This is a genomic window from Rhodococcus sp. 05-2254-5 (assembly GCF_002258575.1).
Classification (GTDB): Bacteria; Actinomycetota; Actinomycetes; order Mycobacteriales; family Mycobacteriaceae; genus Rhodococcoides; species Rhodococcoides fascians.
In genome coordinates, this window is sequence record NZ_NOZG01000029.1 from 396,675 (window position 1) to 420,100 (window position 23,426).

General features: G+C 64.5%; 25 protein-coding genes. 12 read left to right on the forward strand and 13 right to left on the reverse strand.

Going from position 1 to position 23,426, the window contains the following annotated elements; all coding sequences use genetic code 11:
- Both CH278_RS21345 and CH278_RS21350 read left to right on the forward strand, forming a co-directional pair.
- Positions 1-1,026, forward strand: coding sequence for an NAD(P)-dependent alcohol dehydrogenase (locus CH278_RS21345; protein WP_027498442.1), 1,026 nt, complete (start codon positions 1-3; stop codon positions 1,024-1,026).
- 46 nt (positions 1,027-1,072) lie between these two features.
- Positions 1,073-1,396, forward strand: a complete 324-nt coding sequence (locus CH278_RS21350; protein WP_032365151.1) for a putative quinol monooxygenase — start codon at positions 1,073-1,075, stop codon at positions 1,394-1,396.
- Here CH278_RS21350 and CH278_RS21355 read toward each other — a convergent pair.
- Together CH278_RS21355 and CH278_RS21360 are read right to left on the reverse strand one after the other, a co-directional pair.
- The gene (locus tag CH278_RS21355) at positions 1,393-2,295 is read right to left on the reverse strand and encodes an alpha/beta fold hydrolase (protein ID WP_094622775.1); all 903 of its coding nucleotides are present in this window, start codon (positions 2,293-2,295) and stop codon (positions 1,393-1,395) included. The genes CH278_RS21350 and CH278_RS21355 overlap by 4 nt on opposite strands.
- Positions 2,296-2,325: 30 nt before the next feature.
- Positions 2,326-3,114: an RsiV family protein gene (locus tag CH278_RS21360; RefSeq protein ID WP_094622938.1), complete on the reverse strand. Its 789-nt coding sequence runs from the start codon at positions 3,112-3,114 to the stop codon at positions 2,326-2,328.
- A gap of 92 nt (positions 3,115-3,206) precedes the next feature.
- On the opposite strand from CH278_RS21360, the gene CH278_RS21365 reads away from it, so the two are divergent.
- Positions 3,207-3,560: a VOC family protein gene (locus CH278_RS21365; protein ID WP_027498446.1), complete on the forward strand. Its 354-nt coding sequence runs from the start codon at positions 3,207-3,209 to the stop codon at positions 3,558-3,560.
- A gap of 66 nt (positions 3,561-3,626) precedes the next feature.
- On the opposite strand, the gene groL is transcribed toward CH278_RS21365, so the two are convergent.
- Positions 3,627-5,252 carry a chaperonin GroEL gene (gene groL, locus CH278_RS21370; protein WP_008713461.1) on the reverse strand — a complete coding sequence of 542 codons (1,626 nt, stop codon included), beginning with the start codon at positions 5,250-5,252 and terminating at the stop codon, positions 3,627-3,629.
- 406 nt (positions 5,253-5,658) lie between these two features.
- Between groL and CH278_RS21375 the strand changes: the two genes are divergently transcribed.
- A complete protein-coding gene (locus CH278_RS21375; RefSeq protein WP_027498447.1) occupies positions 5,659-7,140 on the forward strand; it encodes an amino acid permease in 1,482 nt (493 codons plus the stop codon).
- Positions 7,141-7,205: 65 nt separating this feature from the next.
- On the opposite strand, the gene CH278_RS21380 is transcribed toward CH278_RS21375, so the two are convergent.
- The gene (locus CH278_RS21380) at positions 7,206-8,123 is read right to left on the reverse strand and encodes a serine/threonine-protein kinase (protein WP_094622776.1); all 918 of its coding nucleotides are present in this window, start codon (positions 8,121-8,123) and stop codon (positions 7,206-7,208) included.
- A 289-nt stretch (positions 8,124-8,412) separates the two neighbouring features.
- Between CH278_RS21380 and CH278_RS21385 the strand changes: the two genes are divergently transcribed.
- The gene (locus CH278_RS21385) at positions 8,413-10,278 is read left to right on the forward strand and encodes a BCCT family transporter (RefSeq protein WP_032365147.1); all 1,866 of its coding nucleotides are present in this window, start codon (positions 8,413-8,415) and stop codon (positions 10,276-10,278) included.
- A 50-nt stretch (positions 10,279-10,328) separates the two neighbouring features.
- On the opposite strand, the gene CH278_RS21390 is transcribed toward CH278_RS21385, so the two are convergent.
- Positions 10,329-10,658 carry a winged helix-turn-helix transcriptional regulator gene (locus CH278_RS21390; protein ID WP_032365146.1) on the reverse strand — a complete coding sequence of 110 codons (330 nt, stop codon included), beginning with the start codon at positions 10,656-10,658 and terminating at the stop codon, positions 10,329-10,331.
- 79 nt (positions 10,659-10,737) lie between these two features.
- On the opposite strand from CH278_RS21390, the gene CH278_RS21395 reads away from it, so the two are divergent.
- Positions 10,738-11,085, forward strand: coding sequence for a DoxX family protein (locus CH278_RS21395; protein WP_032382301.1), 348 nt, complete (start codon positions 10,738-10,740; stop codon positions 11,083-11,085).
- Here CH278_RS21395 and CH278_RS21400 read toward each other — a convergent pair.
- The 6 genes from CH278_RS21400 to CH278_RS27690 form a co-directional block, all read right to left on the reverse strand.
- Positions 11,065-11,667 (reverse strand): DJ-1/PfpI family protein, encoded by a 603-nt coding sequence (locus CH278_RS21400; RefSeq protein WP_027498452.1) that lies wholly within the window; start codon positions 11,665-11,667, stop codon positions 11,065-11,067. The genes CH278_RS21395 and CH278_RS21400 overlap by 21 nt on opposite strands.
- 8 nt (positions 11,668-11,675) lie before the next feature.
- Entirely contained in the window at positions 11,676-12,353 is a 678-nt protein-coding gene (locus tag CH278_RS21405; protein WP_032365144.1) for a GOLPH3/VPS74 family protein, read from the reverse strand.
- An 80-nt stretch (positions 12,354-12,433) separates the two neighbouring features.
- Positions 12,434-12,778, reverse strand: coding sequence for a UBP-type zinc finger domain-containing protein (locus tag CH278_RS21410; protein ID WP_094622777.1), 345 nt, complete (start codon positions 12,776-12,778; stop codon positions 12,434-12,436).
- Positions 12,775-14,208, reverse strand: coding sequence for an ATP-binding protein (locus tag CH278_RS21415; protein WP_032390652.1), 1,434 nt, complete (start codon positions 14,206-14,208; stop codon positions 12,775-12,777). The genes CH278_RS21410 and CH278_RS21415 overlap by 4 nt, the downstream gene beginning before the upstream one ends.
- Complete coding sequence (locus tag CH278_RS21420) at positions 14,205-15,860, reverse strand: FAD-dependent oxidoreductase (protein ID WP_032365141.1); 1,656 nt, start codon at positions 15,858-15,860, stop codon at positions 14,205-14,207. The genes CH278_RS21415 and CH278_RS21420 overlap by 4 nt, the downstream gene beginning before the upstream one ends.
- Positions 15,861-15,957: 97 nt before the next feature.
- Positions 15,958-16,095 carry a hypothetical protein gene (locus CH278_RS27690; RefSeq protein ID WP_155288428.1) on the reverse strand — a complete coding sequence of 46 codons (138 nt, stop codon included), beginning with the start codon at positions 16,093-16,095 and terminating at the stop codon, positions 15,958-15,960.
- 264 nt (positions 16,096-16,359) lie between these two features.
- On the opposite strand from CH278_RS27690, the gene CH278_RS21425 reads away from it, so the two are divergent.
- From CH278_RS21425 to CH278_RS21450, 6 genes are all read left to right on the forward strand, one after another.
- Positions 16,360-17,136 carry a DUF1206 domain-containing protein gene (locus CH278_RS21425; protein ID WP_027498457.1) on the forward strand — a complete coding sequence of 259 codons (777 nt, stop codon included), beginning with the start codon at positions 16,360-16,362 and terminating at the stop codon, positions 17,134-17,136.
- A gap of 158 nt (positions 17,137-17,294) precedes the next feature.
- A complete protein-coding gene (locus CH278_RS21430; RefSeq protein WP_027498458.1) occupies positions 17,295-17,759 on the forward strand; it encodes an SRPBCC family protein in 465 nt (154 codons plus the stop codon).
- An 88-nt stretch (positions 17,760-17,847) separates the two neighbouring features.
- Positions 17,848-18,117: a GlsB/YeaQ/YmgE family stress response membrane protein gene (locus CH278_RS21435; protein WP_027498459.1), complete on the forward strand. Its 270-nt coding sequence runs from the start codon at positions 17,848-17,850 to the stop codon at positions 18,115-18,117.
- A gap of 139 nt (positions 18,118-18,256) precedes the next feature.
- Positions 18,257-18,973, forward strand: coding sequence for a phosphatidylserine decarboxylase (locus CH278_RS21440; protein WP_032365139.1), 717 nt, complete (start codon positions 18,257-18,259; stop codon positions 18,971-18,973).
- A 7-nt stretch (positions 18,974-18,980) separates the two neighbouring features.
- Positions 18,981-19,835: a CDP-alcohol phosphatidyltransferase family protein gene (locus CH278_RS21445; protein WP_027498461.1), complete on the forward strand. Its 855-nt coding sequence runs from the start codon at positions 18,981-18,983 to the stop codon at positions 19,833-19,835.
- Between the two features lie 21 nt (positions 19,836-19,856).
- Positions 19,857-22,040: an AAA family ATPase gene (locus CH278_RS21450; protein ID WP_094622778.1), complete on the forward strand. Its 2,184-nt coding sequence runs from the start codon at positions 19,857-19,859 to the stop codon at positions 22,038-22,040.
- 53 nt (positions 22,041-22,093) lie between these two features.
- On the opposite strand, the gene CH278_RS21455 is transcribed toward CH278_RS21450, so the two are convergent.
- Both CH278_RS21455 and CH278_RS21460 read right to left on the reverse strand, forming a co-directional pair.
- Positions 22,094-22,846, reverse strand: coding sequence for an isocitrate lyase/PEP mutase family protein (locus CH278_RS21455; RefSeq protein WP_094622779.1), 753 nt, complete (start codon positions 22,844-22,846; stop codon positions 22,094-22,096).
- A gap of 60 nt (positions 22,847-22,906) precedes the next feature.
- Positions 22,907-23,317: an NUDIX hydrolase gene (locus CH278_RS21460; protein ID WP_027498464.1), complete on the reverse strand. Its 411-nt coding sequence runs from the start codon at positions 23,315-23,317 to the stop codon at positions 22,907-22,909.
- Positions 23,318-23,426 lie beyond the last annotated feature (109 nt).

Consider the following 23,426-nt stretch of genomic DNA (forward strand, 5'->3'; position numbering starts at 1 on the left):
ATGCGCGCCGTCCAGGTCGTCGGATATCACAAGAATCTGGAGATGACCGAGGTTCCGATTCCGGAAGTACAGGGTCCACTCGACGTCATCGTCAGGATCGGCGGTGCCGGCGTCTGCCGTACCGATCTGCACATTCTCGAAGGCCAGTGGGCCGAGAAGTCCGGCGTCACACTGCCTTACACGATCGGCCACGAGAACGCCGGGTGGGTCCACGCCGTCGGCTCGGCCGTCACCAACGTCCGCGAGGGCGACAAGGTGATTCTGCATCCACTCGTCACGTGCGGGTTGTGCCGGGCGTGCCGCTCGGGCGACGACGTCCACTGCGAGACGAGCGATTTCCCGGGTATCGACACCAACGGTGGATACGCCGATTACCTACGGACCAATGCGCGAACCGTCGTCAAGATCGATGATTCACTCGAACCGTCCGCAGTCGCTGCACTTGCCGATGCCGGCCTGACGGCATATCACGCGGCCGCGAAGGCGGCCCGGCGTCTGACTCCCCGCGACAAGTGCGTCGTCATCGGAGCAGGCGGCCTCGGCCACATCGGCATTCAGGTACTCGAAGCACTGTCGCCCGCCGAGCTGATCGTCATCGACCGCAATGCCGACGCCGTGAAACTCGCGCTCACCTTGGGGGCCGATCACGCGGTGGTCGCCGACGGCAGTCAGGTCGATCAGGTCATGGAACTCACCGGCGGCTTCGGAGCCGAGGTGGTACTCGACTTCGTCGGTGAGAACGGTTCCACTGCAGAGGGATTGGCCATGACGAGGCGGGCCGGCGACTATCACGTCATCGGGTACGGAGAGAACGTCGACGTGCCGACCATCGACCTGGTGTCGGCGGAGAAGAACATCGTCGGCAATCTCGTCGGGTCCTACAACGACCTGTGCGATCTGATGTCACTCGCCGCCCGCGGTGCCGTCAACCTGCACACGCAGACGTACGCACTGGACGACTTCCAGAGCGCCATCGACGACCTCGACAACGGACGAGTTCGCGGCCGCGCGATTCTCGTACCCTGAAATCGGGTACAACCCAGATTCGTCACTACAACCACAGGGAGCAACGTTGATCTTCATCACCGCCAAGTTCAAGGTGAAGCCCGAGCACGCCGACAACTGGCCCGAGATCTCGCGCGATTTCACCGAAGCCTGCCAGGCCGAGGAAGGTTGCCTCTGGTACTTCTGGTCGCGCACCCTCGACGACCCCACCGAGTACGTCCTCGTGGAGGCATTCAAGGACCCGGATGCCGGTGCCGCCCATGTGAATTCGGATCACTTCAAGCAGGCCCAGAAGGATCTTCCGCCGTACCTGGTGGAGACGCCGAAGATCATCAGCCAGGAAGTCGACGGCACCGACTGGAACGAACTGGGCGAACTCGCGGTCGACTAGGTCCTTTCGCGATCCCGGATCACCTGGCCGAGTGTCATGATGGCGTCGGCGAACTGCCCCGGCAACTCCTGGGGCGGGTTGTGGCCGCACTCGACCTGACGAACATCGATCAGATCGGTGAAGTGCGCCGTGTGGTCTGTGCGGCCATACAACGAGGCGACGGTGTCCTCGGTCGGATCGATCACGACCGTGGGCACCGTGATCGCCGGTTGCCGTGTCAGCAACTCCTGCGTCGCGGCGTAAGCGACGTCCCCCGCCTCGATGCCGTATCGGTGCCGATAGGAATGCACGGACACGTCCACGAAATCGGGGTTGTCGAACGAGGGCGCGGTGGCCGTGAATTCGGAGTCCCCGAACCTCCATGTCGGCGACCAATCCGTCCACAGAGTCTGCGCGATCTCGGCGCGGTAGGCCGCGAGCCCGGCCCGGCCGCGCTCGGAGTGCAGGTAGTACTGATACCAATACCGCTTCTCGAGGTGCGGCAGCACGGGCGTGGTCACAGCCGCCTCGATGTCCTGCACGAGGTACCCGGACACGCTCACCAGACCGGACACCAATTCCGGCCACAGCGCGGCGACGACGCACGCCGCTCGGCCACCCCAGTCGTAGCCGGCGACGATGGGGTCGTTCAGCTCCAGGGCGATAGTCAGCTCGCGGAGGTCGTGGCCGATCGCAGCCTGTTCACCCGAGCGCATCGTGCCGGCGTCGACGAAGCGAGTCGGTCCGAAGCCGCGCAGGTAGGGCACCACCACGTCGTAGCCGGACTGAGCGAGCAGCCGGGCGACGTCGTCGTAACTGCGCGGGTCGTACGGAAACCCGTGCATCAGCACCACCGATCGACCCGACGGATCACCGACGCGGTCGTACGCAACCTCCAGCACCCCTGCGCGAATCATCATGGGTCCATGCTCGCATTGCCGGGCTGAGGGTCAGCTGCTCAACACGTCCTGCATGCCGGGAGCGAGAACATCCGAGAGGTCGGTCCAGGGGATCGTGATCGTGACGAGGCCGATGCCGTAGGACCCCACCTGGTAGTCACCGAAGTGAATGTTCATACCTTCCGGCGATGCCGTCCAGTTCCCGAAGTTGGCCACCGTCGGTTCGATGCCCGAGCGCTCGAAGCTGCCGCCCGCGCGGGTGGACGGGAGAATTGCCGCTGCTCGATCGGACAGTCGAGACAGGCCCACATCGAGGTCGGTGAAGGCATCACCGAGAGTGATCGGCTGTGCGGTATCGGCGTCGATCGTCCCGGTCGCAAGCAGTGAATTACCGTGCGCTCCGGGCGGTACGGCGATCCAACTCGTGATCTGTTCGGCACTGATCACGCGCCGCCCGACATAGGCCGTACCCGTCGAGTAGCCGTCGCTGAGAGCGAAGTCGTTCCCGTAATCGCGGTCGATCTGATCCTGCAACGCCGCGCGCATCGACTCGTTGAATTCGGCTGTCACGGCCGGATTGCCGCCGCTCAGCTGTGGAATCGCGACGTCGTAGGTCGCACGCGCTGTCGATCCGGTGATGCGCGTACTGCCGACGACGTACGGCTCGGCGGCACTCGAGGTAGTGGTCGGCGTTGTAGACGTCGGCTCGGCGCGCTCGGTGGTGGCGGTGACATCGGTTGTGGTCGGTGCCGATACGGGCGTGGCAGTTCCGGAGGTGGAGCAGCCCGCGAGGGCCGCTGCCAGAGCGAGTGCGACCGTCATCGAGCGGATTCGCGTCATGCCCCACACTAACCACCGAACAGCCGACAACTCCGCTGCTGGCGTCGAACCTCCCGGGTCTCCGACCGGCCCACGTTCGGAAAGGGAGTTCGATGAAAACAATGAGCATCATCACCAACCTGCGGGTTCCGGACGTCGACGAGGCCAAATCGTTCTACACCGAGTTCCTCGGTCTGAAATCCGAGGAGTTCGATATGGGGTGGGTCGCGCGGCTGTCGTCACCCGACCGCCCGGTCAGCGTTCAGCTGGTGACGAGCGATCGGAGCGCACCCGAGGATTCGGTGATGTCGGTGCACACCGACGATGTCGATGGCGCGTACGCCGAAGCGCAGAAACTGGGCTACGAGATCGTGCACCCATTGACGACCGAGCCGTGGGGTGTGCGCCGCTTCTTCGTTCGCGCTCCCGACGGCAACGTCGTCAACATCGCGTATCACCGGGACTGACTACAGCACACGAAAAAGCCCGACCCCCTCGAAAGGGAGTCGGGCTTTTTCAGCGAGGGGCTGGACTCAGAAGTCCATGCCGCCCATGCCACCGGTCGGATCGCCAGCGGGCGCTCCGGCCTTCTCGGGCTTGTCGGCGACGACGGCCTCGGTGGTGAGGAACAGAGCCGCGATGGACGCTGCGTTCTGCAGTGCCGAGCGGGTGACCTTGACCGGGTCGTTGATGCCTGCAGCGAGCAGGTCCTCGTACTCGTTGGTCGCGGCGTTGAGGCCGTGACCTGCGGGCAGGTTGGAGACCTTGTCCGCAACGACGCCGGGCTCGAGGCCTGCGTTGAATGCGATCTGCTTGAGCGGGGCGGACAGTGCGACGCGAACGATGTTCACGCCGGTTGCCTCGTCACCGTCGAGCTTGAGGTTGTCGAGTGCGGGCGCTGCCTGGAGCAGTGCCACGCCGCCACCGGCGACGATGCCTTCTTCGACGGCTGCCTTGGCGTTACGCACGGCATCTTCGATGCGGTGCTTGCGCTCCTTGAGCTCGACCTCGGTTGCCGCTCCGGCCTTGATGACTGCAACGCCACCGGCCAGCTTGGCCAGGCGCTCCTGCAGCTTCTCGCGGTCGTAGTCGGAATCGGAGTTCTCGATCTCGGCGCGGATCTGGTTGACGCGACCGGCGATGGCGTCGGAATCTCCCGAGCCCTCGACGATGGTGGTCTCGTCCTTGGTGATGACGACCTTGCGTGCCTGACCGAGCAGCTCGAGTCCGGCGGTCTCCAGGGAGAGGCCGACCTCTTCGCTGATGACCTCGCCACCGGTGAGGATGGCGATGTCGGCGAGCTGCGCCTTGCGACGGTCACCGAATCCGGGAGCCTTGACGGCGACGGACTTGAAGGTGCCACGGATCTTGTTCACCACGAGGGTGGAGAGAGCTTCGCCCTCGACGTCCTCGGCGATGATGACGAGCGGCTTGCCGGACTGGATGACCTTCTCCAGCAGCGGCAGCAGGTCCTTGACGGTGCTGATCTTGGAGCTGACGAGCAGGATGTACGCGTCTTCGAGGACGGCTTCCTGACGCTCTGCATCGGTGGCGAAGTACGCCGAGATGTAGCCCTTGTCGAAGCGCATGCCCTCGGTGAGCTCGAGCTGCAGGCCGAAGGTGTTGGACTCCTCGACCGTGATGACGCCTTCCTTGCCGACCTTGTCCATTGCCTCGGCGATGAGCTCGCCGATGGACGGGTCGCCTGCGGAGATGCCAGCGGTAGCAGCGATCTGCTCCTTGGTGTCGATCTCCTTGGCGGACGCGAGCAGCGACTCGGTGACGGCTGCAACAGCCTTCTCGATGCCGCGCTTGAGGCCGAGCGGGTTCGCGCCGGCTGCGACGTTGCGCAGGCCTTCACGGACGAGTGCCTGAGCGAGAACGGTAGCGGTGGTGGTGCCGTCGCCTGCGACGTCGTCGGTCTTCTTGGCGACCTCCTTGACGAGCTCGGCACCGATCTTCTCGTAGGGATCTTCGAGCTCGATCTCCTTGGCGATGGAAACACCATCGTTGGTGATCGTGGGAGCTCCCCACTTCTTCTCGAGTACGACGTTGCGACCCTTGGGGCCCAACGTCACCTTTACTGCGTCGGCGAGGGCATTGAGGCCTCGCTCGAGGCCACGGCGTGCCTCTTCGTCGAACGCGATGATCTTGGCCATTGCGAAGTGATCCTCCGGATTGGGGGTGACACATTGCTGGCCGAGCTCGGTGCCCGCGACGGACGACCAGGGGTGTCGTTGATTCCCCGGCCTCACCGTGTCCCGACCTGGCACTCACGTGTCGAGAGTGCCAACTGCATTTCTAGCACTCGCCCATGGTGAGTGCAAGGTCGTCCGCCGCCAGCGAACCGCCGCACCCCCCATGCTCGACGCCACCGCGGGACGCAGGTGACGAGCAGATGCTCGGCCGAGCCGATATCTGTCACACACTGTTCACACCGGTACGCATTGTTAACATCCGAATACTGTGCATCGGACCCGCGACGCTAATACCGTTGAACGACAACGGTTTCGACACCCGAAAAATTCGGACAAACCCCCGCAAAAGCGACAGTGAGGATCGAATATGTCCGATACGGTCGACACGTCGTACGACAACTCGGCGATGGACCACGAGGAAGAGGGCTACCACAAGGGCCTCAAACCTCGACAGTTGCAGATGATCGCGATCGGTGGCGCAATCGGCACCGGCCTGTTCCTCGGCGCGGGCGGACGCCTCGCCAGTGCCGGGCCCGGCCTCTTCCTCGCCTACGCCCTCTGTGGAATTTTCGTCTTCTTCATTCTCCGCGCCCTCGGCGAATTGGTGTTGCACCGCCCGTCGTCGGGCAGCTTCGTCTCGTACGCTCGCGAGTTCTTCGGCGAGAAGGCCGCATTCGTCGCCGGGTGGATGTACTTCCTCAACTGGGCGATGACAGCCATCGTCGACGTCACGGCCATCGCGACCTACATGCATTACTGGGGAAGTTTCGAGGTGATTCCGCAGTGGGCCATCGCGCTGGTCGCACTGGTTCTGGTGATGAGCCTGAACCTGGTGTCGGTCAAGTGGTTCGGTGAAATGGAGTTCTGGGCGGCCATGATCAAGGTCATCGCGCTGGTGACCTTCTTGATCGTCGGCATCGTCTTCCTGGCCGGCCGCATCCCCGTCGGTTCCGAGATGCCCGGAATCAGCTTGATCACCGACAACGGCGGCCTGTTCCCGTCCGGCGCATGGCCCCTGGTCATCGTCATCTCGGGCGTCGTGTTCGCTTATGCCGCAGTGGAACTGGTGGGTACCGCGGCCGGTGAGACCGAGAACCCGGAGAAGATCATGCCGCGGGCGATCAACTCGGTCATCGCCCGTATCGCACTGTTCTACGTCGGCTCGCTGGTACTGCTCGCACTACTGTTGCCGTACACCGCATATCAGGCCGGTACCTCGCCGTTCGTGACGTTCTTCTCGAGCATCGGCCTCGGCGGCGCGGGCACCATCATGAACATCGTGGTGCTCACCGCGGCGCTGTCCAGCCTCAACGCCGGTCTCTACTCGACCGGCCGAATTCTGCGGTCGATGGCGATGAACGGCAGCGCACCGGAATTCACCAAGAAGATGACCAAGGGCGGAGTACCGTTCGGCGGCATTCTGCTGACCTGCTTCATCACCCTGTTCGGTGTCGCCCTCAACGCCATCGCGCCCGGCGAGGCGTTCGAGATCGTGCTCAACATGTCCGCACTGGGCATCATCGCCAGCTGGGCGACCATCGTGCTGTGTCAGATTCAGCTGTACCGCTGGTCCAAGAAGGGCATCCTGAAGCGGCCCAAGTTCCGACTGTTCGGTGCGCCGTACACGAGCTACGCGACGCTGGTGTTCCTGTTCGGCGTGCTGGTCCTGATGGCCTTCGATGCCCCGATCGGCTCGTGGACCATCGCGACCCTCGTCGTCATCATCCCCGCACTGATCGGCGGCTGGTTCCTGGTGCGCACCAAGGTGCTCTCGGTGGCCGAGGAACGAATGGGCTACACCGGCCAGTACCCGGTGGTGGCCAACCGTCCGACCGAACCGGAGGAGTGACCCTTCCCAACCCCCTCTCGAGCCAGGGCCCCGCATCGACCCGATGCGGGGCCCTGCTCATGGAGTCAAGAAAACCTGAGCCATCGCGAGCGGGTGAACGGTGAGCGTCGCGCCGGCGGCTCCGGCACTCCGGCAGAAACAGCAGCAGCCACGGCATCGGCAAGCTCCACGCAGGTCTGGAATCGATCCGCCGGGTCCTTGGCCAACGCGCGTGCGACCACCGCGTCGAGACCCCGCGGCAGTGATCGCCGACGCCTCGTCACCGCAGGCGGTTCGGCCGACAGATGTGCGGCGGTGATCGCGAGCGGCGTGGCCAACGGGTACGGCGTTCGCCCGGTCAGCAATTCGACCAGCGTCGCCCCCAATGCGTAGACGTCGGTCTGCGCGCTCAGCACTCCCCCGCGAAGCAGTTCCGGTGCCGCGTAGTGGATGGACGCCAGTACAGTTCCGCCGACGACCAGCGGCGTCGAGTCGTCGACCAGACGCGCAATTCCCCAGTCGGACAACAACACTTGCTCGTACCCGTCTACTCGCTCGGTGGAGATGAGGATGTTCGACGGCTTGACGTCGCGGTGCAGGACGCCGTTCGAGTGGGCATAGTCGAGCCCCTTGGCCACCTCGGCGACGATGCGTGCCACGCGGGAGACGTCGAGAGCGATCTGACCGCGAGCGACCAACCGCGCCGCGCTGTACCCGTCGACGTAGTGCATCGACATCCACAACTGACCCTCGAACTCACCGTGTTCGTGCACCGACACGATGTTCGGATGCACCAGCAGCTCGGCCACCGTGGCCTCGGTCCGAAATTTGGTGCGCAGTCGCGGCGAGCGCGAGGCGTCGCGGTCGAGGATCTTCAGAGCTTCGAGCCGATCGTGTCCGCGGCCGAGTACGAGGTACACCTCACTCATGCCGCCGACCCCGAGGCGACGCTGCACCCGGAAGCCGGCGAACTCCGCACCCGGCTGCAGCTGGCCGGGCGTCATGGAATCACCTGCTGCGCAGCCTCACTCACAGCCCACAGGCTCACGAGAGGGACGATCGGACGAGGCCGCAGCATCGACAGAACTGTAGTCCGTTCGGGTGCTCGCGGCGACTCGGCAGACTTTCGACGCGGGCCTGTCTCCCCAGCTCACCGGCTCGGTCACGTTTCGCCGCCCGCGCCGACGTCGTTTATGGTGATTACCGGTACTTGACCAAAACAAGGGAAAAAGAACGGCATACCGATAGTGGTCAGCCGATCACCTCGACTCGAGTTGTAAGGAAGTCAAGTAAGTGAAAGCAGTAAAGGAAGCGTGGGGCGGCCTGCTCAAGCCGGTTTTCGTCCCCGCATCTATCGTCATTTTTGTGATGATCACCTTCTCGGTGATCTATGCCGGCACTGCCGCCGACGCGTTCGACAAGCTCAACAACGCCATCACCAGTGGCGTCGGCTGGTGGTACATCCTGGCCACCACGGGTTTTGTGGTGTTCGCGCTGTACTGCGGCCTCAGTAGGGTCGGCAACATTCGCCTGGGCCGCGACGACGAGAAGCCGGAGTTCGGCGTCCTGTCCTGGTTCGCGATGCTCTTCAGCGCCGGCATGGGTATCGGCCTGGTGTTCTACGGCGTCGCCGAACCTCTCTCGCACTACGTCACGCCACCCGAAGCCGGGGGCATTCCCGGCAGCACCGACCCGGCCGCCCGTCAGGCGATGGAGCTGACCCTGTTCCACTGGGGTCTGCACGCCTGGGCGATCTACGTCGTGGTCGGACTCGGGCTGGCCTACATGACGTACCGCAAAGGACGCCCACTGTCCGTGCGCTGGTTGCTCGAGCCGCTGCTGGGACGCAAGCGCATCGAGGGCGGCATCGGCCATGCGATCGACTCCGTCGCCATCATCGGCACGTTGTTCGGTGTGGCCACCTCGCTCGGATTCGGTGTGCAGCAGATTTCGGCCGGTCTCGAGTACCTGGGTTGGGTCGACACCAACAACTGGGTGACGGTCCTCATCATCGCCGGCGTCACCGGCCTCGCCACGTTCTCTGTCGTATCCGGCGTCTCACGAGGGCTCAAATGGCTCTCGAACATCAACATGGGAATGGCCGCGGCGCTGGCCGTCTTCGTTCTGATCGCTGGACCGAGCCTGTTCCTCATGCAGTCCTGGGTGCAGAACCTCGGCGGCTACGTCCAGGCGTTGCCCGAATTGATGCTGCGCACGTCGCCCTTCTCCGACGATGGCTGGGCCGGTGCCTGGACCATCTTCTACTGGGGCTGGTGGATGAGCTGGGCACCGTTCGTCGGCATGTTCATCGCCCGCATCTCACGCGGCCGTACCATCCGCGAATTCGTGTTCGGAGTGCTGCTGGCACCGACCATCATCGGTTCGCTGTGGTTCACGATCTTCGGTGATGCCGGCATTCTGCGTCAGCGGGACAACGGTGACCTGCTGGTCGACGGTGCCGTCGACACCAACACGAGTCTGTTTCAGCTGCTCGACACGTTGCCGTTGGCTACGATCAGTAGCGTGCTGGCGATCTTCGTCATCGTGTTCTTCTTCGTGACCTCCTCCGATTCCGGCTCGTTGGTCATCGACATCCTCTCCACCGGCGGTGACCTCGAGCCCCCGAAGATCACCCGCGTGTACTGGTCGATTCTCGAAGGCGTGGCAGCAACGGTGCTGCTCCTGATCGGCGGGACAGGATCGTTGACGGCCCTGCAGACGATGTCGATAGCCACGGCAGTACCGTTCTCGATCATCCTTGTGCTCGCATGCATATCGATGCTCAAGGCCTTCCGCTACGACGTCGCCACCACCCCGCGGTACTTGCGCGTCACCGCGACACCCGATGTGGGGCAGGACGAGCCTCAGGCAGCACCGGTGTCACCGGCGGTACGCAAGCGAGTGAGTGCCGGAATTTCGTCGACATTCTCCGGCCTGGCACCGTCTCGAGAAGGGGTGACGCCGCCGCGCACGGACGGCAGCGTCGTGCTGGCGGTGCACGAGGTGCCCACCGAACAACTCGAGATTCACCCCGAGACGGGTGCGGTCGAGTACTCCGGTGACAACGCACCGGTCGATCCCCTGGGCGGCGAAGTGTTCGACACCCAGGAGTTCGCAGATTCGGCCGAAGGCCAGAACGTCAGCAAGAACGCGGACTGAGCACCTTCTCAACCACCGATCGCTGGCCCTCGCGACATTGTTCGCGGGGGTCAGAGGTTTTTCGAAGCCCAGTCGGTCAGTGCTTGCAGGGACGGCAGCAGCGCCGCGCCGGACGGCGTCAGGCTGTACTGCACCGAGAGCGGCGGTCCGTTGTCCACTGTTCGCTGGACCAGGCCGGCCTTGCCGAGCTCACCGAGCCGCTCGGACAGCACCGAATCGCTGATACCACCGACGGCCCGGCGTAGGTCCGCGAATCCCATCGACCCGTTCATCAGGGTGGCCAGCAGAATTCCGTTCCATCGCTTGCCGAGGAAGCCGAACGCTTTGGTCAGGGCTCCGTCGCAGGCACGAGGTTCGTGAGTGGGTTCGTTCGCGGCCATGACCCCACCGTACCGAAGTGCTACTGTCTGCCTTGCCACTTCTGATTCACTAGTGGCCTCAGAAATGAAAGCAGGGCTCATGTTCATCGCAACAGTCGTCGTGTCGGTGCTGCTGGCCGTGGCACTCACGTTCTCCGCCGTCGGAAAGCTGACGCGCAACCCCTCCGTCGTCCCGATGCTCGAACAGGTGGGCGTGCCCGCAGACAAGATTCCGTGGTTGGCCTACGCGGAGATCCTCGGTGCCATCGGCCTGCTCGTCGGCCTGTTCGCATGGCCGATCGGAGTCGCGGCAGCCATCGGCGTCATCGCGTACTTCGTCGGAGCAGTCGTCGCGCACCTGCGCATCAAGGACAAGGAATTCGGTCCGGCGGCAGGCCTGGCCGTGTTCGCCGTCGTCGCCCTGGCCCTACGGGTGCTCAGCGCCTGACCAGTCGTAGTCCATCTGGCCCGCGGTGGCGAGAGCCTGATCGGCACTCGTCCACCGCGCGACCAGATGCAGTGCAAGGTCCAGGCCTGCACTGATACCGGCCGACGTCGCCAGATCACCGTGGTCGATGTATCGAACTCCCTCGTGCACGGCCAGCGCGGGCCAGCGGGTGCGCAACAGGTCGAGGTCCTCCCAGTGTGTGGTGACCGGTCGCGAATCGAGCAGGCCCGCCGCGGCGAGAACGAAGGCACCGGTGCACACCGATGCGACAACTTCTGCGGTGGGTCGAAGTCGCTGCAGCCACTGAAGCACTCGGCCGTCCGCTTCGACCGCGTCGACGACACCGCCGGGAACCAGGACGAGGTCGTAGGTCCGTGGATCGTCGATCGTGGTGTCGACGCCGATTCTCATCCCACCTCGCGCGCGTACCGCTGCGTCGTCGAGCCCGACGAGCGTCACGTCGAAAGGCACCGCGCTACCGGCACGTTGGGCCACCCGATTGGCCACCGAGAACACCTCGAACGGCCCGCAGGCATCGAGCACCTCGACGTCGTCGAACAACAGAATCGCAATACTTCTCATTTTCGCCCTCAGCTGCTCGTGGTCGAAACGATGACGGGCACCATGATCGCTGCCGTCACCGCGGCATTGACGTCCGAGACCGCTTTGCGGACAGCTGCACCCGCCCACTCACCCTCGGCGATCTGTTTGGCCCTCGTCTTCAGCACCTTCTTGTCGGCATCGACGATGACCTTGTGCGTCAGATCGACTGCCGAGATCAGTGAGATCAGAGCAGCCGAGTGCGGTGTGGGCGTCGTGCCGTCGACGAGAGCACTCCGCAGTGCATCCCGCAGCACCTTCTCCCGCGAGGTGTCGCGAGCCGGCCACGTCGTCGTCGGGAAAAGCCCCCAGACCTTGTCCTGCTTCTCGGTGACGAAGCCCTGCGCGACCAGACGCGCAGCCAGTTCCTTCGCCAGATTCTTCTGCGACTTCTCTATCACCTTCTGCGGCTTCATCGGCCGCGACGCCGTTGCCACGAGATCGAACACCCGGCGCAGCAACGGGTCTGCGGGCGGATCTCCCGCGACGACGACGTGGTCCTTCGTGGTCTGCTCACCGGGACCGGTGATGCGGAGCGACCCGCCCAGGGCGAGCTCGACGACCAGCGCACCCGCGAGAACACGGGGCAACTTGGTGGAATCGGCCGATGGCTTGCCCGATTCGTCGTCGAGCAACAACAGCAGCAGGTCCTCCGCAATCAAGGTCATGCTGCGAGATTACCCACAGTGCGCACTCGATTTGCGGTGTTCATCCGAGCGAAATCGACTGTTCAGTCGGCCCCGCCCACTCAGTTGATCAAACTCTGCCAATTCGAGGGCACCCGTTCACGGGGGCCCGGAACCGTCTGATCGAGCGGATGATGTTGCGGCGGAGCAAGTTCGGGCCCGTCGTACATCTGCTCGTCCTCGTAGTTGTAGAACCAGTCCTCACCGGGCTCGTAGCTGCGCACGAATTGGTGCCGAGTGGATTCCGCGTGCTTGCTGGCATGCTGCGACGGAGACGAGTCACAGCACCCGATGTGCCCGCACTGCGCACATCGCCGCAGATGCACCCACCACCCCTGCGTCTGCGTGCACTCCACGCAGCCCGGACCGGACGGCGGGGCTGTCGGATCGATACCGTCGATTGTCATGATGCCTCCTCGATTGCTGGATGAACGGGCAGTCGCACGATGAATCGGGTGTCCCCCGGCTGGGACACCACTCGCAGATCGCCCTGATGTTTCTTCACCACGATCCGCCACGAGATGTCCAGACCGAGCCCCGTGCCCTCACCGACGGCCTTGGTGGTGAAGAACGGCTCGAATATTCGCGACCGAATATCTTCCGGCACACCAGGTCCGGTATCGCACACCTCGATCTGCACCTGATCGTCGTCGAGAAGTGTGCGGACGGTGAGCGTGCCGCGGCCCTCCATGGCCTGCACCGCATTGTCGATCAGATTGGTCCACACCTGATTGAGCTCGGCGGCATACGCGGGAATGGGCGGCACCGACGGGTCGTATTCCTTCACCACGCGGATATCGTCACCGATCTTGCGCCCCAACATGATCAGCGTGCTGTCGAGTAGTTCCCGCACGTCGACGGTCTGGTACGGCGCTCGATCCATCTGCGAATACTGCTTGGCTGCACCGACCAGAGTGGAGATACGAGTGGTCGAATCCGAGATCTCGTTCATCAACAACTCGGTTTCCACCGTGTAGTTGAGCCACCTGATCGCCCCTTCGAGCATGGCCGGATCCCCCACCGTCGCCGACACCCGATCCAGCCACGGCACGTCGAGACCCGCCGAGACGAAAGTGGGGGCCAGATCCCATCCCCCGTCGATTCCGTTGTCGTCGAACCACTCTCCGAGCTCGTCCTCCCTGTCCGACGCCTCCATGGCCGTCAACTTGGGCGCCTTGGCCACCAACTCCACGGCCTCGTTCTGCAGTCCGACCAGATGCGACAAGCTCGAGCGATCGAGAGTCCCGCCGGCAATCATTGCCAATTTCTGCCGCATGTGCGCCACCCGATTTCGCAACGCGGACGTCGCCCGCACCGCGGCCGCGGCCGGATTGTTCAGCTCGTGCGTCAACCCGGCCGACAGAGAACCCAACGCCAACAAGCGTTCTCGTTGCTCGACGACCTGCTTGGTGTTCTGGTTTCCGAAGAACAACCCCTCGAGCAGATGCAGGGCCATCGGGAACCACTCACGCACGATCGAGGCGAAGCAGTCGGCATCGAGGACGAAGAACCGGGACTGCGCGGTCACCCGCATCGAACCCTGATAGGTCTGCGGCACTCGATCACCCAGATATGCCTGCCACGCACCGGCATACACCCCACGCTGCGAGGTGCGATTGACCACCAGGTCTTCCCCGCCCGAGAGCTTCGAGAGCACCACCGAGCCCTCGATCAACACGTAGAAGCACGTCGCTGGGTCGCCTTCCGCGTACACCGGCCCCGGCTCGATCGTTTCGATGCGACCGTCTCGACACAGCTCGGCGAGCTGTGCGTCGGTGAGCTGCTCGAACAAGAACAGCGTCCGCAACTCCTCCGGATCACACAGGGGCGCGTTCACGGATTTGCCAAGTATCTGTGCACCAACATCACGGCCATCGCTCCTTCTCCCACTGCCGAGGCAACCCGCTTGGCCGAGTCCGACCGGACGTCACCGGCCGCGAACACTCCCGGCACGCTCGTCTCGAGGTGGTGCGGCAACCGCGCGGGTGTCCACCCGGCAGGACCGCGGCCGTCGACCACCAGATCGGGGCCCGTCACCACGAATCCATGATCGTCACGCACGAGCACGCCCTCGAGCCAATCGGTGCGCGGTGCCGCGCCGATGAACAGGAACAGGTACTGCGCGTCCACCGTCGTCGTCTCGTCGGTTGCCCTGTTGTGCAGCGTGATCTGCTCCAGGTGCCCGTCGCCGGAGACGCCGACGACCTCGGTGCACGGCCGAACGCTGATCTTCGGGTTCTCTTCGATCTGCTTGATGAGGTAGTACGACATCGATGCCTCGAGGGACGCCGCACGGATCAGGATCGTCACCGACCTCGCGCCTCGCGAAAGATAGACCGCCGCCTGGCCGGCCGAGTTCGCGCCGCCGACGATGAAGACGTCCTGTTCGGCGCAGCGAGCTGCCTCGGTCATCGCCGAGCCGTAGAACACTCCGCGACCGGTGAAGTCGTCGATTCCGGGGGCCTCCAACCGGCGGTAGGCGACGCCGGTGGACAGGATGATCGTCTGGGCACTGATGCTGCGGCCGTCGGCGAACCGCACGGTCCGCGCAGCGCCGTTGGTCTCCAGGGCCACGACGTCCTGCGTGGTGACCACCTCGGCACCGAACTTCAGCGCCTGCCGCCGAGCCCGCTCCGCGAGTTGTGCGCCCGAGACGCCGTCGGGAAAGCCGAGGTAGTTCTCGATGCGTGAACTCTGCCCGGCCTGCCCGCCGGTCGCGGTGCGCTCGATCAACGTGGTGCGCAGGCCCTCGGACGCGCCGTAGAGCGCAGCGCCGAGACCGGCCGGGCCGCCGCCGATGACAACGAGGTCGTAGAACTCTTCCGACGGTGAGACCGTCAGCCCCAGACGGTTGCCGAGTTCGGCATCGGACGGCTCGATCAGCGCGTCACCTTCGGTGGTGATGACCACCGGCAGCCGGTCGTCGGCCACTCCGGCCGCTGCCAACAGCCGCGCACCCTCGGATTCGTCGGACATGTACCAGCGGTACGGCAGTTGATTGCGGGCGAGAAACTCCCTGATCTCCGAGGACCGCGCAGACCAGCGATGGCCGACGATCTTGGTGTCCTCCACGGCCCGATGGTCGTACGCGCACCAGGCTTCGAGCTGAGCGTCGAGGACGGGGTAGAGCTTTTCCTCGGGTGGATCCCACGGCTTGAGCAGGTAGTAGTCGAGATCGATGACGTTGATGGCGTCGATCGCAGCGTCGGTGTCGGCATAGGCGGTGAGCAGGATTCGCCGCGCCGTCGGGAACAGATCCATGGCCTGTTCGAGAAATTCCATGCCGCTCATGTTCGGCATGCGGTAGTCGGCCAACAGAATCGCGACCGGAGTGCCGCGCAACGTCAGCTCCTTGAGCGCATCGAGCGCCCCGGCACCGGATTCCGCGCGCACGATGCGGTACTGCTCGCCGTACCGGCGGCGCAGGTCGCGGGCGACCGAACGCGATACTCCGGGATCGTCGTCGACGCTGAGAATGACCGGTTTCATGACCCTCCAGGACTGGTGCTCGTCAACCTCATGAGCATGCCACCACCGGACCCCCTATGGGAGGTGAGTGACGGCGTCGAGCCTGGGAACAGCAGGGTCAGATTCGGCCGCGCCTGATCAGATCGATCTCCTGCGGGGTGAGCAGCCGCTCGAGCTTCTCGGCCGGCCAGGTACGCGGACTGCCGCTCATCCTGGCGGTCTTCAACAGGGGCAGATCACTGCTGGTACGACGCATTATCGACTGTAATTTCACGGTGGATCACTCCGAACAATTTCTTCGTTGGTCCCGACACTCCGCTTGCTACATCGATCAGTGTCCGCCCGGCGTTAACGCCGGGCTGGGATCTCGTACGGCGTTTCGCGCCGAAAGACCGTTTCTCCCCGCTCTACGTGGGGTAAACATCGGCCCACATCAACTGATCGGGGAACGTTCGTGAACACGTCGGGAAAATCCACGTCGGGACATTCGGGAACAGGTAAATCGGCTACAGGAAAATCACTGGCCAATTCGGTTCAGGACAACGGTGCATTCGAGAAGGCGGCCCGGGCCGGCCACTTCGTCAGCGGAGTGCTGCACATCCTGATCGGGTACATCGCCATCCGATTGGCGTTCGGTCAGGGCGGTAACGCCGACCAGTCCGGAGCACTCGCCGAACTGGCCGAGAAGCCCGGCGGCAAGATCGCACTGTGGGTTGCCGTCGTCGCGTTCGTGGCACTGGCCCTGTGGCGCATCGTCGAGGCCATCGTCGGCAAGAAGTCCGATTCCGACGAGGGCAGCGCGATGGATCGACTCAAGGCGGCAGCGCTGGCCGTCGTCTACATTGCCTTCGCATTCTCCACCTACGGTTTCGCGACCGGATCCGGTAAGTCCAGTGGGCAACAGAACGCCGGCTACTCGGCGCGATTGATGGAATCCGGTGGCGGCAAGCTCGTATTGATCGTCATCGCCCTGATCGTCATCGGCGTCGGCGGATACCACGTCTACAAGGGCGTCTCGAAGAATTTCCTCGACGACCTCGAAGGCAGCCAGAGCGGAGCGGTCGTCAAACTCGGCATCGCCGGATACGCGGCCAAGGGCACGGCGCTCGTGGGGGCCGGAATCCTCGTCGTCGTAGCGGTACTGCAGTCGGACCCGTCGAAGGCCACCGGAATCGACGGTGCCGTCAAGACCCTGGGAGCCCAGCCCTACGGGCAGGTTCTGTTGATCCTCGCCGGCGTGGGAATCGCTCTGTACGGCCTGTATGCATTCGTTCTGGCTCGCTTCGCTCGCATGTGAGCAGGAGTGGAGCTCGCTTCGCTCGCATGTGAGTGAAAGTTCGTAGTGGGCTACGAGGTTCCACTCACATGGTGGCCGAGTGTGGTCACGGCCACATAGGATGCACACGATTGGTGTGACGATCAGTTGCAGCTATTCCTACAACCCGGAGGCCCACGTTGAGCAAGACCCTCGAAGCCACGATCGACATCGATGCCAGTCCGCAGGCCGTGTGGTCGGTCGTCTCGGACCTACAGCGCATGGGCGAGTGGAGTCCGCAGTGCAAGAAGATGAAGGTCTTCGGCGGACCCGTCGGCAAGGGCACCCGAACGCTCAACATCAACCGCAAGGGCCTGCTCGTGTGGCCGACCAGCGCCAAGGTCGTCACCTTCGAGCCGAACAAGGCACTGGCGTTCCGCATCGTCGAGAACAAGACGATCTGGTCGTACACGCTCACTCCGACGGCAACCGGAACCACCGTCGTCGAGAAGCGGGAAGCCCCCAGCGGCACCTCGGCCGTGTCGTCGTTGCTGGTCAAGCGGATCCTCGGCGGGATCGACGAGTTCGATGTCGAGCTGGTCGAAGGCATGAACAGCACGCTCCGACGCATCAAGACCGAAAGCGAAAAGTCGAGCCGAAAATAACTTTTCTCAGGAAGGTTTCAGGTTTGTTACCCCTGGGCATCCATGGTTTCGACAAGCAATCGATACACACGGAAAGTGGGGGCAACACATGTTGGGTCTCGGAATCATCGGCTGGATCATCATCGGCGGTCTCGCCGGCTGGATCGGCAGCAAGATCATGAAGACCGATGCTCAGATGGGCATCATCCTGAACATCGTCGTCGGCATCATCGGCGGCCTCATCGGTGGATACCTGCTCAAGGTCTTCGGCGTCGACGTCGAAGGTGGCGGCCTGATCTTCAGCTTCATCACCTGCATCCTCGGTGCATGCATCCTGCTGTTCCTGGTCAAGCTCGTGACCGGTCGCAGCCGCGTCTGATTTCACTCGCACTTCCCGACTGCCGGGGCCGCTCACGTACTCTGTGAGGGCCCCGGCAGTCGTTTTGTTCGCCGTCCGATCAGCTCCCGGCGTCCAATCCCTGCCCGCATCCGAGCTCGCCCGACAGTAAGAGGAGACCGTGGCACGCCGTCCCGCCCCGATTGATCAACCACCCCGCACGGGAGTGGCTCACATCGTCGACCTGGTTCGCGAAACGGTTCCACCGCTGCACCCCGCCGGACTGCCCTTCGTCGGTGGTCCCCTGGCCGTCGCAGTGCTCGGCCGTCGGTCGAAGTGGGTCCGCAATGCCGGGCTCGTCGCCGCCGGAGCCTGCGCCACCTTCTTCCGCCACCCGTCGCGCGTGCCGCCGAACCGCCCCGGCGTCGTCGTCGCTCCCGCCGACGGTTTGGTCACCCTCGTCGACACCGCGATCCCGCCCGCCGAGCTCGATCTCGGTGCACAGCCCGTGCCGCGAGTGAGCATCTTCCTGTCCGTTCTGGACGTGCACGTGCAGCGTGTTCCCGTCGGCGGACGCGTGGTCGAGGTCGTGCATCGCCGCGGCCAGTTCAAGTCCGCAGACCTGGCCGAAGCCAGTGAGGTCAACGAGCGCAACAGCATGCACATCGAGACCGAATCCGGTCACCACGTCGGCGTGGTGCAGATCGCCGGTCTCATCGCTCGACGCATCGTCAACAACGCGAAGGTCGGAGACGTGCTCTCCATCGGCGACACGTACGGCCTGATCCGATTCGGCTCCCGCGTCGACACCTACTTCCCGGCCGGGACGACGCTCCTCGTCGAACGCGGCCAACGAGCGGTCGGTGCCGAGACGGTACTCGCCGAGCTCCCCCAGTAGAAACGACATGATCACCAGACGCGCCAAGCCGCCTGCTGCTATCCGTCTGCTTCCGTCGGTCGTCACCATTCTCGCGTTGTGCTCCGGGCTGTCGGCGGTCAAGTTCGCTCTCGACGGTCAACTCGGAACCGCACTCGCGATGATCGGTGCCGCTGCGATACTCGATGCACTGGACGGCCGCATCGCTCGTCTGCTCGACGCCACCAGCAAGATCGGTGCCGAGCTGGATTCTCTGTCCGATGCAATCTCGTTCGGCGTCGCGCCCGCCCTGGTGCTCTACGTGACTCTGCTCGAGGGCAGTAGTGGCGGTTGGATCGTCGCACTGGTGTACGCCGTGAGCATCGTGCTCCGCCTCGCCCGGTTCAACACCCTGCTCGACGAGGACGACACCCCGGCGTACGCCCGCGAGTTCTTCACCGGGGTCCCCGCACCCGCAGGTGCACTCATCGCGCTCGCCCCGATCGCTGCATTCGAGGAATTCGGCGACGGCTGGTGGGCCTCGTTCTACGTCGTCGCCGGCTGGTCGATCCTCACCGCTGGTCTGATCGTCAGCACCATCCCCACTCTCGCGCTCAAGACGGTCTCGGTGCCACCGCGCCTGGCCGCCGGTTTGCTGGTGTTGGTCGCGCTGCTCGCTGCCGCGCTCATCACCTTCCCGCTGGTCCTGCTGATGGGATTGGTGTTCGCCTACCTCGTGCACATTCCGTTCGCGGTGCGCTCGCAGCGCTGGACGGCTGCACGCCCGTACACGTGGGATGCGAAGCCGGCCGAGCGTCGCGCGGAACGCCGCGCCATTCGACGGTCGCCCGGCAACGCGCGCCGGTCGCAGGCGCGTCTGGGACTTCGCCGACCGCGCAGCTGACGACCCCATTAGGTTGGACGTGTGACCGAATCCCGAACCCCCGAGCTCGTTCTCACCACCCGATTGAACACCTCGGCCGCCGACGCCAGGCGAGGCGTCGTCCGACTCCATCCCGAGGTCTTGGCGGCGCTCGGTCTGCGGGAATGGGATGCCGTCTCGCTCATCGGTTCTCGGCGTACGGCTGCGGTGGTTGCCGAGGCTCCCAGCGGAATCCCGCAGGGTACCGCGCTGCTCGACGACGTCACGCTCTCCAATGCCGGACTACGCGAAAATGCTTCTGTGGCAGTCGCTCCCGTGACGGTCTACGGGGCGAGAACCGTCACGGTCACCGGATCGGCCCTGGCCACCGGTTCCATTTCCGACGCCACCCTGCGCCAAGCGCTACTCGGCAAGGTCCTCACCGTGGGCGACACCGTGTCGCTCCTCCCCCGCGATCTGGGGCCCGGCACATCGACGTCGACGGCCACGCAGGCACTGTCGCGAACATTCGGGGTGGCGTGGACGACCGAACTGTTGACGGTCTCGGCCGTCGAACCCTCCGGCGGTCCCGTGAGCGTGCAACCCAATTCTGCGGTGAGCTGGGGACGCGGCACGGTCGCCTCGGGATCACCCGAATCGGCCTCGGCCACATCGGTTCCGACGCCCGGAGCTGCGGCCCCGCCACGCGTCAGCGCAGCCGACCTGGTGGGCGTGAGCACTGCACAGGCCAAACTCACCGAGTGGCTACGACTGGCGCTCGACGAGTCGGAACTGCTCGCCACCCTCGGCGCATCTCCGCATCTGGGCGTGCTGATCACCGGCCCGGGCGGAGTGGGCAAGACGACGTTGGCTCGGGCCGTCATCGGCGAACGGCGAAGCGTCGTGCTGGACGGGCCGTCGATCGGCGCATTGGAGGCGTCGGCTCGCGTCGAACGCGTCACTGCCGCGGTGGACGAACTGACCGGCTCGGGGGTGCTGCTGATCACCGATGTCGACGCGTTGCTGCCGTCCGATCCGGAGCCTGCGTCGACGTTCGTCCTCGATGTGCTGCGCCGTGCCGTCGACACTCCCGGCTTCGCACTGATCGTGACGACGGCACATCCCGAGGCCACCGACGCCAGAGTGCGTGGGCAGGATCTGTGCGATCGCGAACTGACGCTCACTCTCCCCGATGCCGCCGGTCGCAGAGCGTTACTGGAGCATCTACTGAAGAAGGTCCCTCAGGATGATGTCGATCTTGGCGAAATAGCCTCACGGGCACCGGGTTTCGTTGTCGCCGATCTCGCTGCCCTGGTGCGCGAAGCGGCGCTACGAGCGGCTGCGCGAGCATCGAACGATGCGACGGCAGCCTCACTGATGCACGACGACCTGATCGGCGCGTTGCAGGTGATTCGACCGTTGTCACGCTCGGGCGCCGAGGAATTGGCGATCGGCAGCCTCTCCCTCGAGGACGTGGGAGACATGGTCGAGACCAAGCAGGCCCTGACCGAGGCCGTCCTGTGGCCGCTGCGTCATCCGGATTCGTTCGCGCGCTTGGGCATCGAGCCACCGCGCGGAGTTCTACTGTACGGCCCACCCGGATGCGGCAAGACGTTTCTGGTGCGCGCCCTGGCCAGTTCGGGCCAGCTCAGCGTCCATTCGGTCAAGGGCGCGGAACTGATGGACAAATGGGTCGGGTCCTCGGAAAAGGCTGTGCGCGAACTGTTTCAGCGCGCCCGCGACTCCGCCCCCTCGCTCATCTTTCTCGACGAAGTAGACGCCCTCGTACCGCGTCGCGGGCAGAGTTCGGATTCCGGTGTCGGCGACCGAGTGGTCGCGGCACTGCTGACCGAGCTCGACGGCGTCGAACCACTGCGCGACGTCGTCGTTCTCGGCGCAACGAACCGGCCCGATCTGATCGATCCCGCTCTACTGCGGCCCGGCAGGCTCGAGCGCCTGGTCTTCGTCCCGCCGCCGGATGCCGATGCGCGAGTGGACATCCTGAAGGCGTCGGGCAAGTCGATCCCGCTCGCCGAGGATGTCGATCTCGAATCCCTCGCACGCGATCTCGACGGCTACTCCGCCGCGGACTGCGCGGCCCTGCTGCGCGAGGCCGCACTGACGGCGATGCGTCGGTCGATGGACGCAGCAGACGTCACCGCCGAGGATGTCGCCACCGCTCGGGCCACGGTCAAGCCGTCACTCGATCCCGAGCAGGTGGCGCATCTGCGGGCTTACGGGTCGTGAGCGGAAACTCGTAGCAGGCTACGAAGTTTCACTCACATGCGGCGCAGCCGCTCTCACTTCCAGCGGGCCAGAACTTCTTCGGCGCGCTTGGCGAGCACCATCTGGAAGATCGGGCCGAAGCTGATGCGACCGACGCCGAGGGAAGCGAAATGCGACAGGTCGCCCTCGGCAGGGTTGGCGATAGCGTTGATGGGCAGCGGGAGTTCCTCGGCGAGACGCTTGTAGTCGGCGTCGTTGTGGAAGCCGACGGGGTAGAGCGAGTCGGCACCGGCAGCGGCGGCCAGTTTCAGGCGTGCGATGGCGCGGTCGACGCGATCGTTCTCGTCACCGATCTGCTTGACGAACAGGTCGGTGCGAGCGTTGATGACGACGTGGACGTCGGTGGCGTCGGATGCCGTGCGGAGGGCTCCGACGAAGTCGGCGTGTTCCTGTGCTTCACGAAGTCGGCCGCCCTCGCTGTGGACGGTGTCCTCGATGTTGAGGCCGACGGCTCCGGCGGAGATCAGTCCCTCGATCAGGCGCTTGGGGTCCTCGCCGTAGCCGGATTCGATGTCGACCGAGAGCGGTGCGTCCACGGCGGCGGAGATCTGGGAGATGCGGGTGAGCAGTTCGTCGAAGGTGATGCCCTCGTTGTCCGGCTTGCCGATCGAGTCGGAGACGGGGTGGCTGCCGACGGTCAGTGCAGTGAAGCCGGCGGACACGGCGAGGTTGGCGGACCAGGCGTCCCATACGGTCGGCAGGACGACCGGGTTGCCCGGCTGGTGCAGCTCGAGCAGGGTGGTGGCCTTCTGGGACAGGTCGGTCATGGAGACTCCTTCGCGGCGGTTGTGGAGAACGTACGTTCTCCCACATCCAACATACGCGCTTCAGTCGATCAAATCGAGGGCCTTCATTCGGTCGAACACCATCAACGACCCCGGGGCGACATCGGGCATGGCGGCGTACTCGTCGCGAGTGAAGTACCGAATCTCGGCGATCTCGCTGGTCGGCGTCGGCTCGTCGGCAAGATCGGCGAGAAAACACGTGATCTCGAGCGGGGTGCCCATCGGATGGCCCCAGGCCTGGCACTCGAACACTCCGAGCAGCCGAACGTCGATGACCGCGGCGTCGAGTTCTTCCCTGATCTCGCGGTGCAGCGCCTGCTCGGGCGACTCGCCGGGATCGATCTTGCCGCCGGCCATGTAGAAGGCAGATTTGCCCGTCGACCGCGTCTGAAGCATGCGGCGGTGGCGAACGTAGGCAAGACCGGCGGTGCGAATGGGTCTCGGTTCACTCATCGACGATCGACTCTCTCTATCGGAAACGTCCGGTTTGTACCGCATGGCACGCCGTCGACCACGCAAAGTAGGATGGAAACCGACAAACGTGCCCGCCACCGTTAGGTGG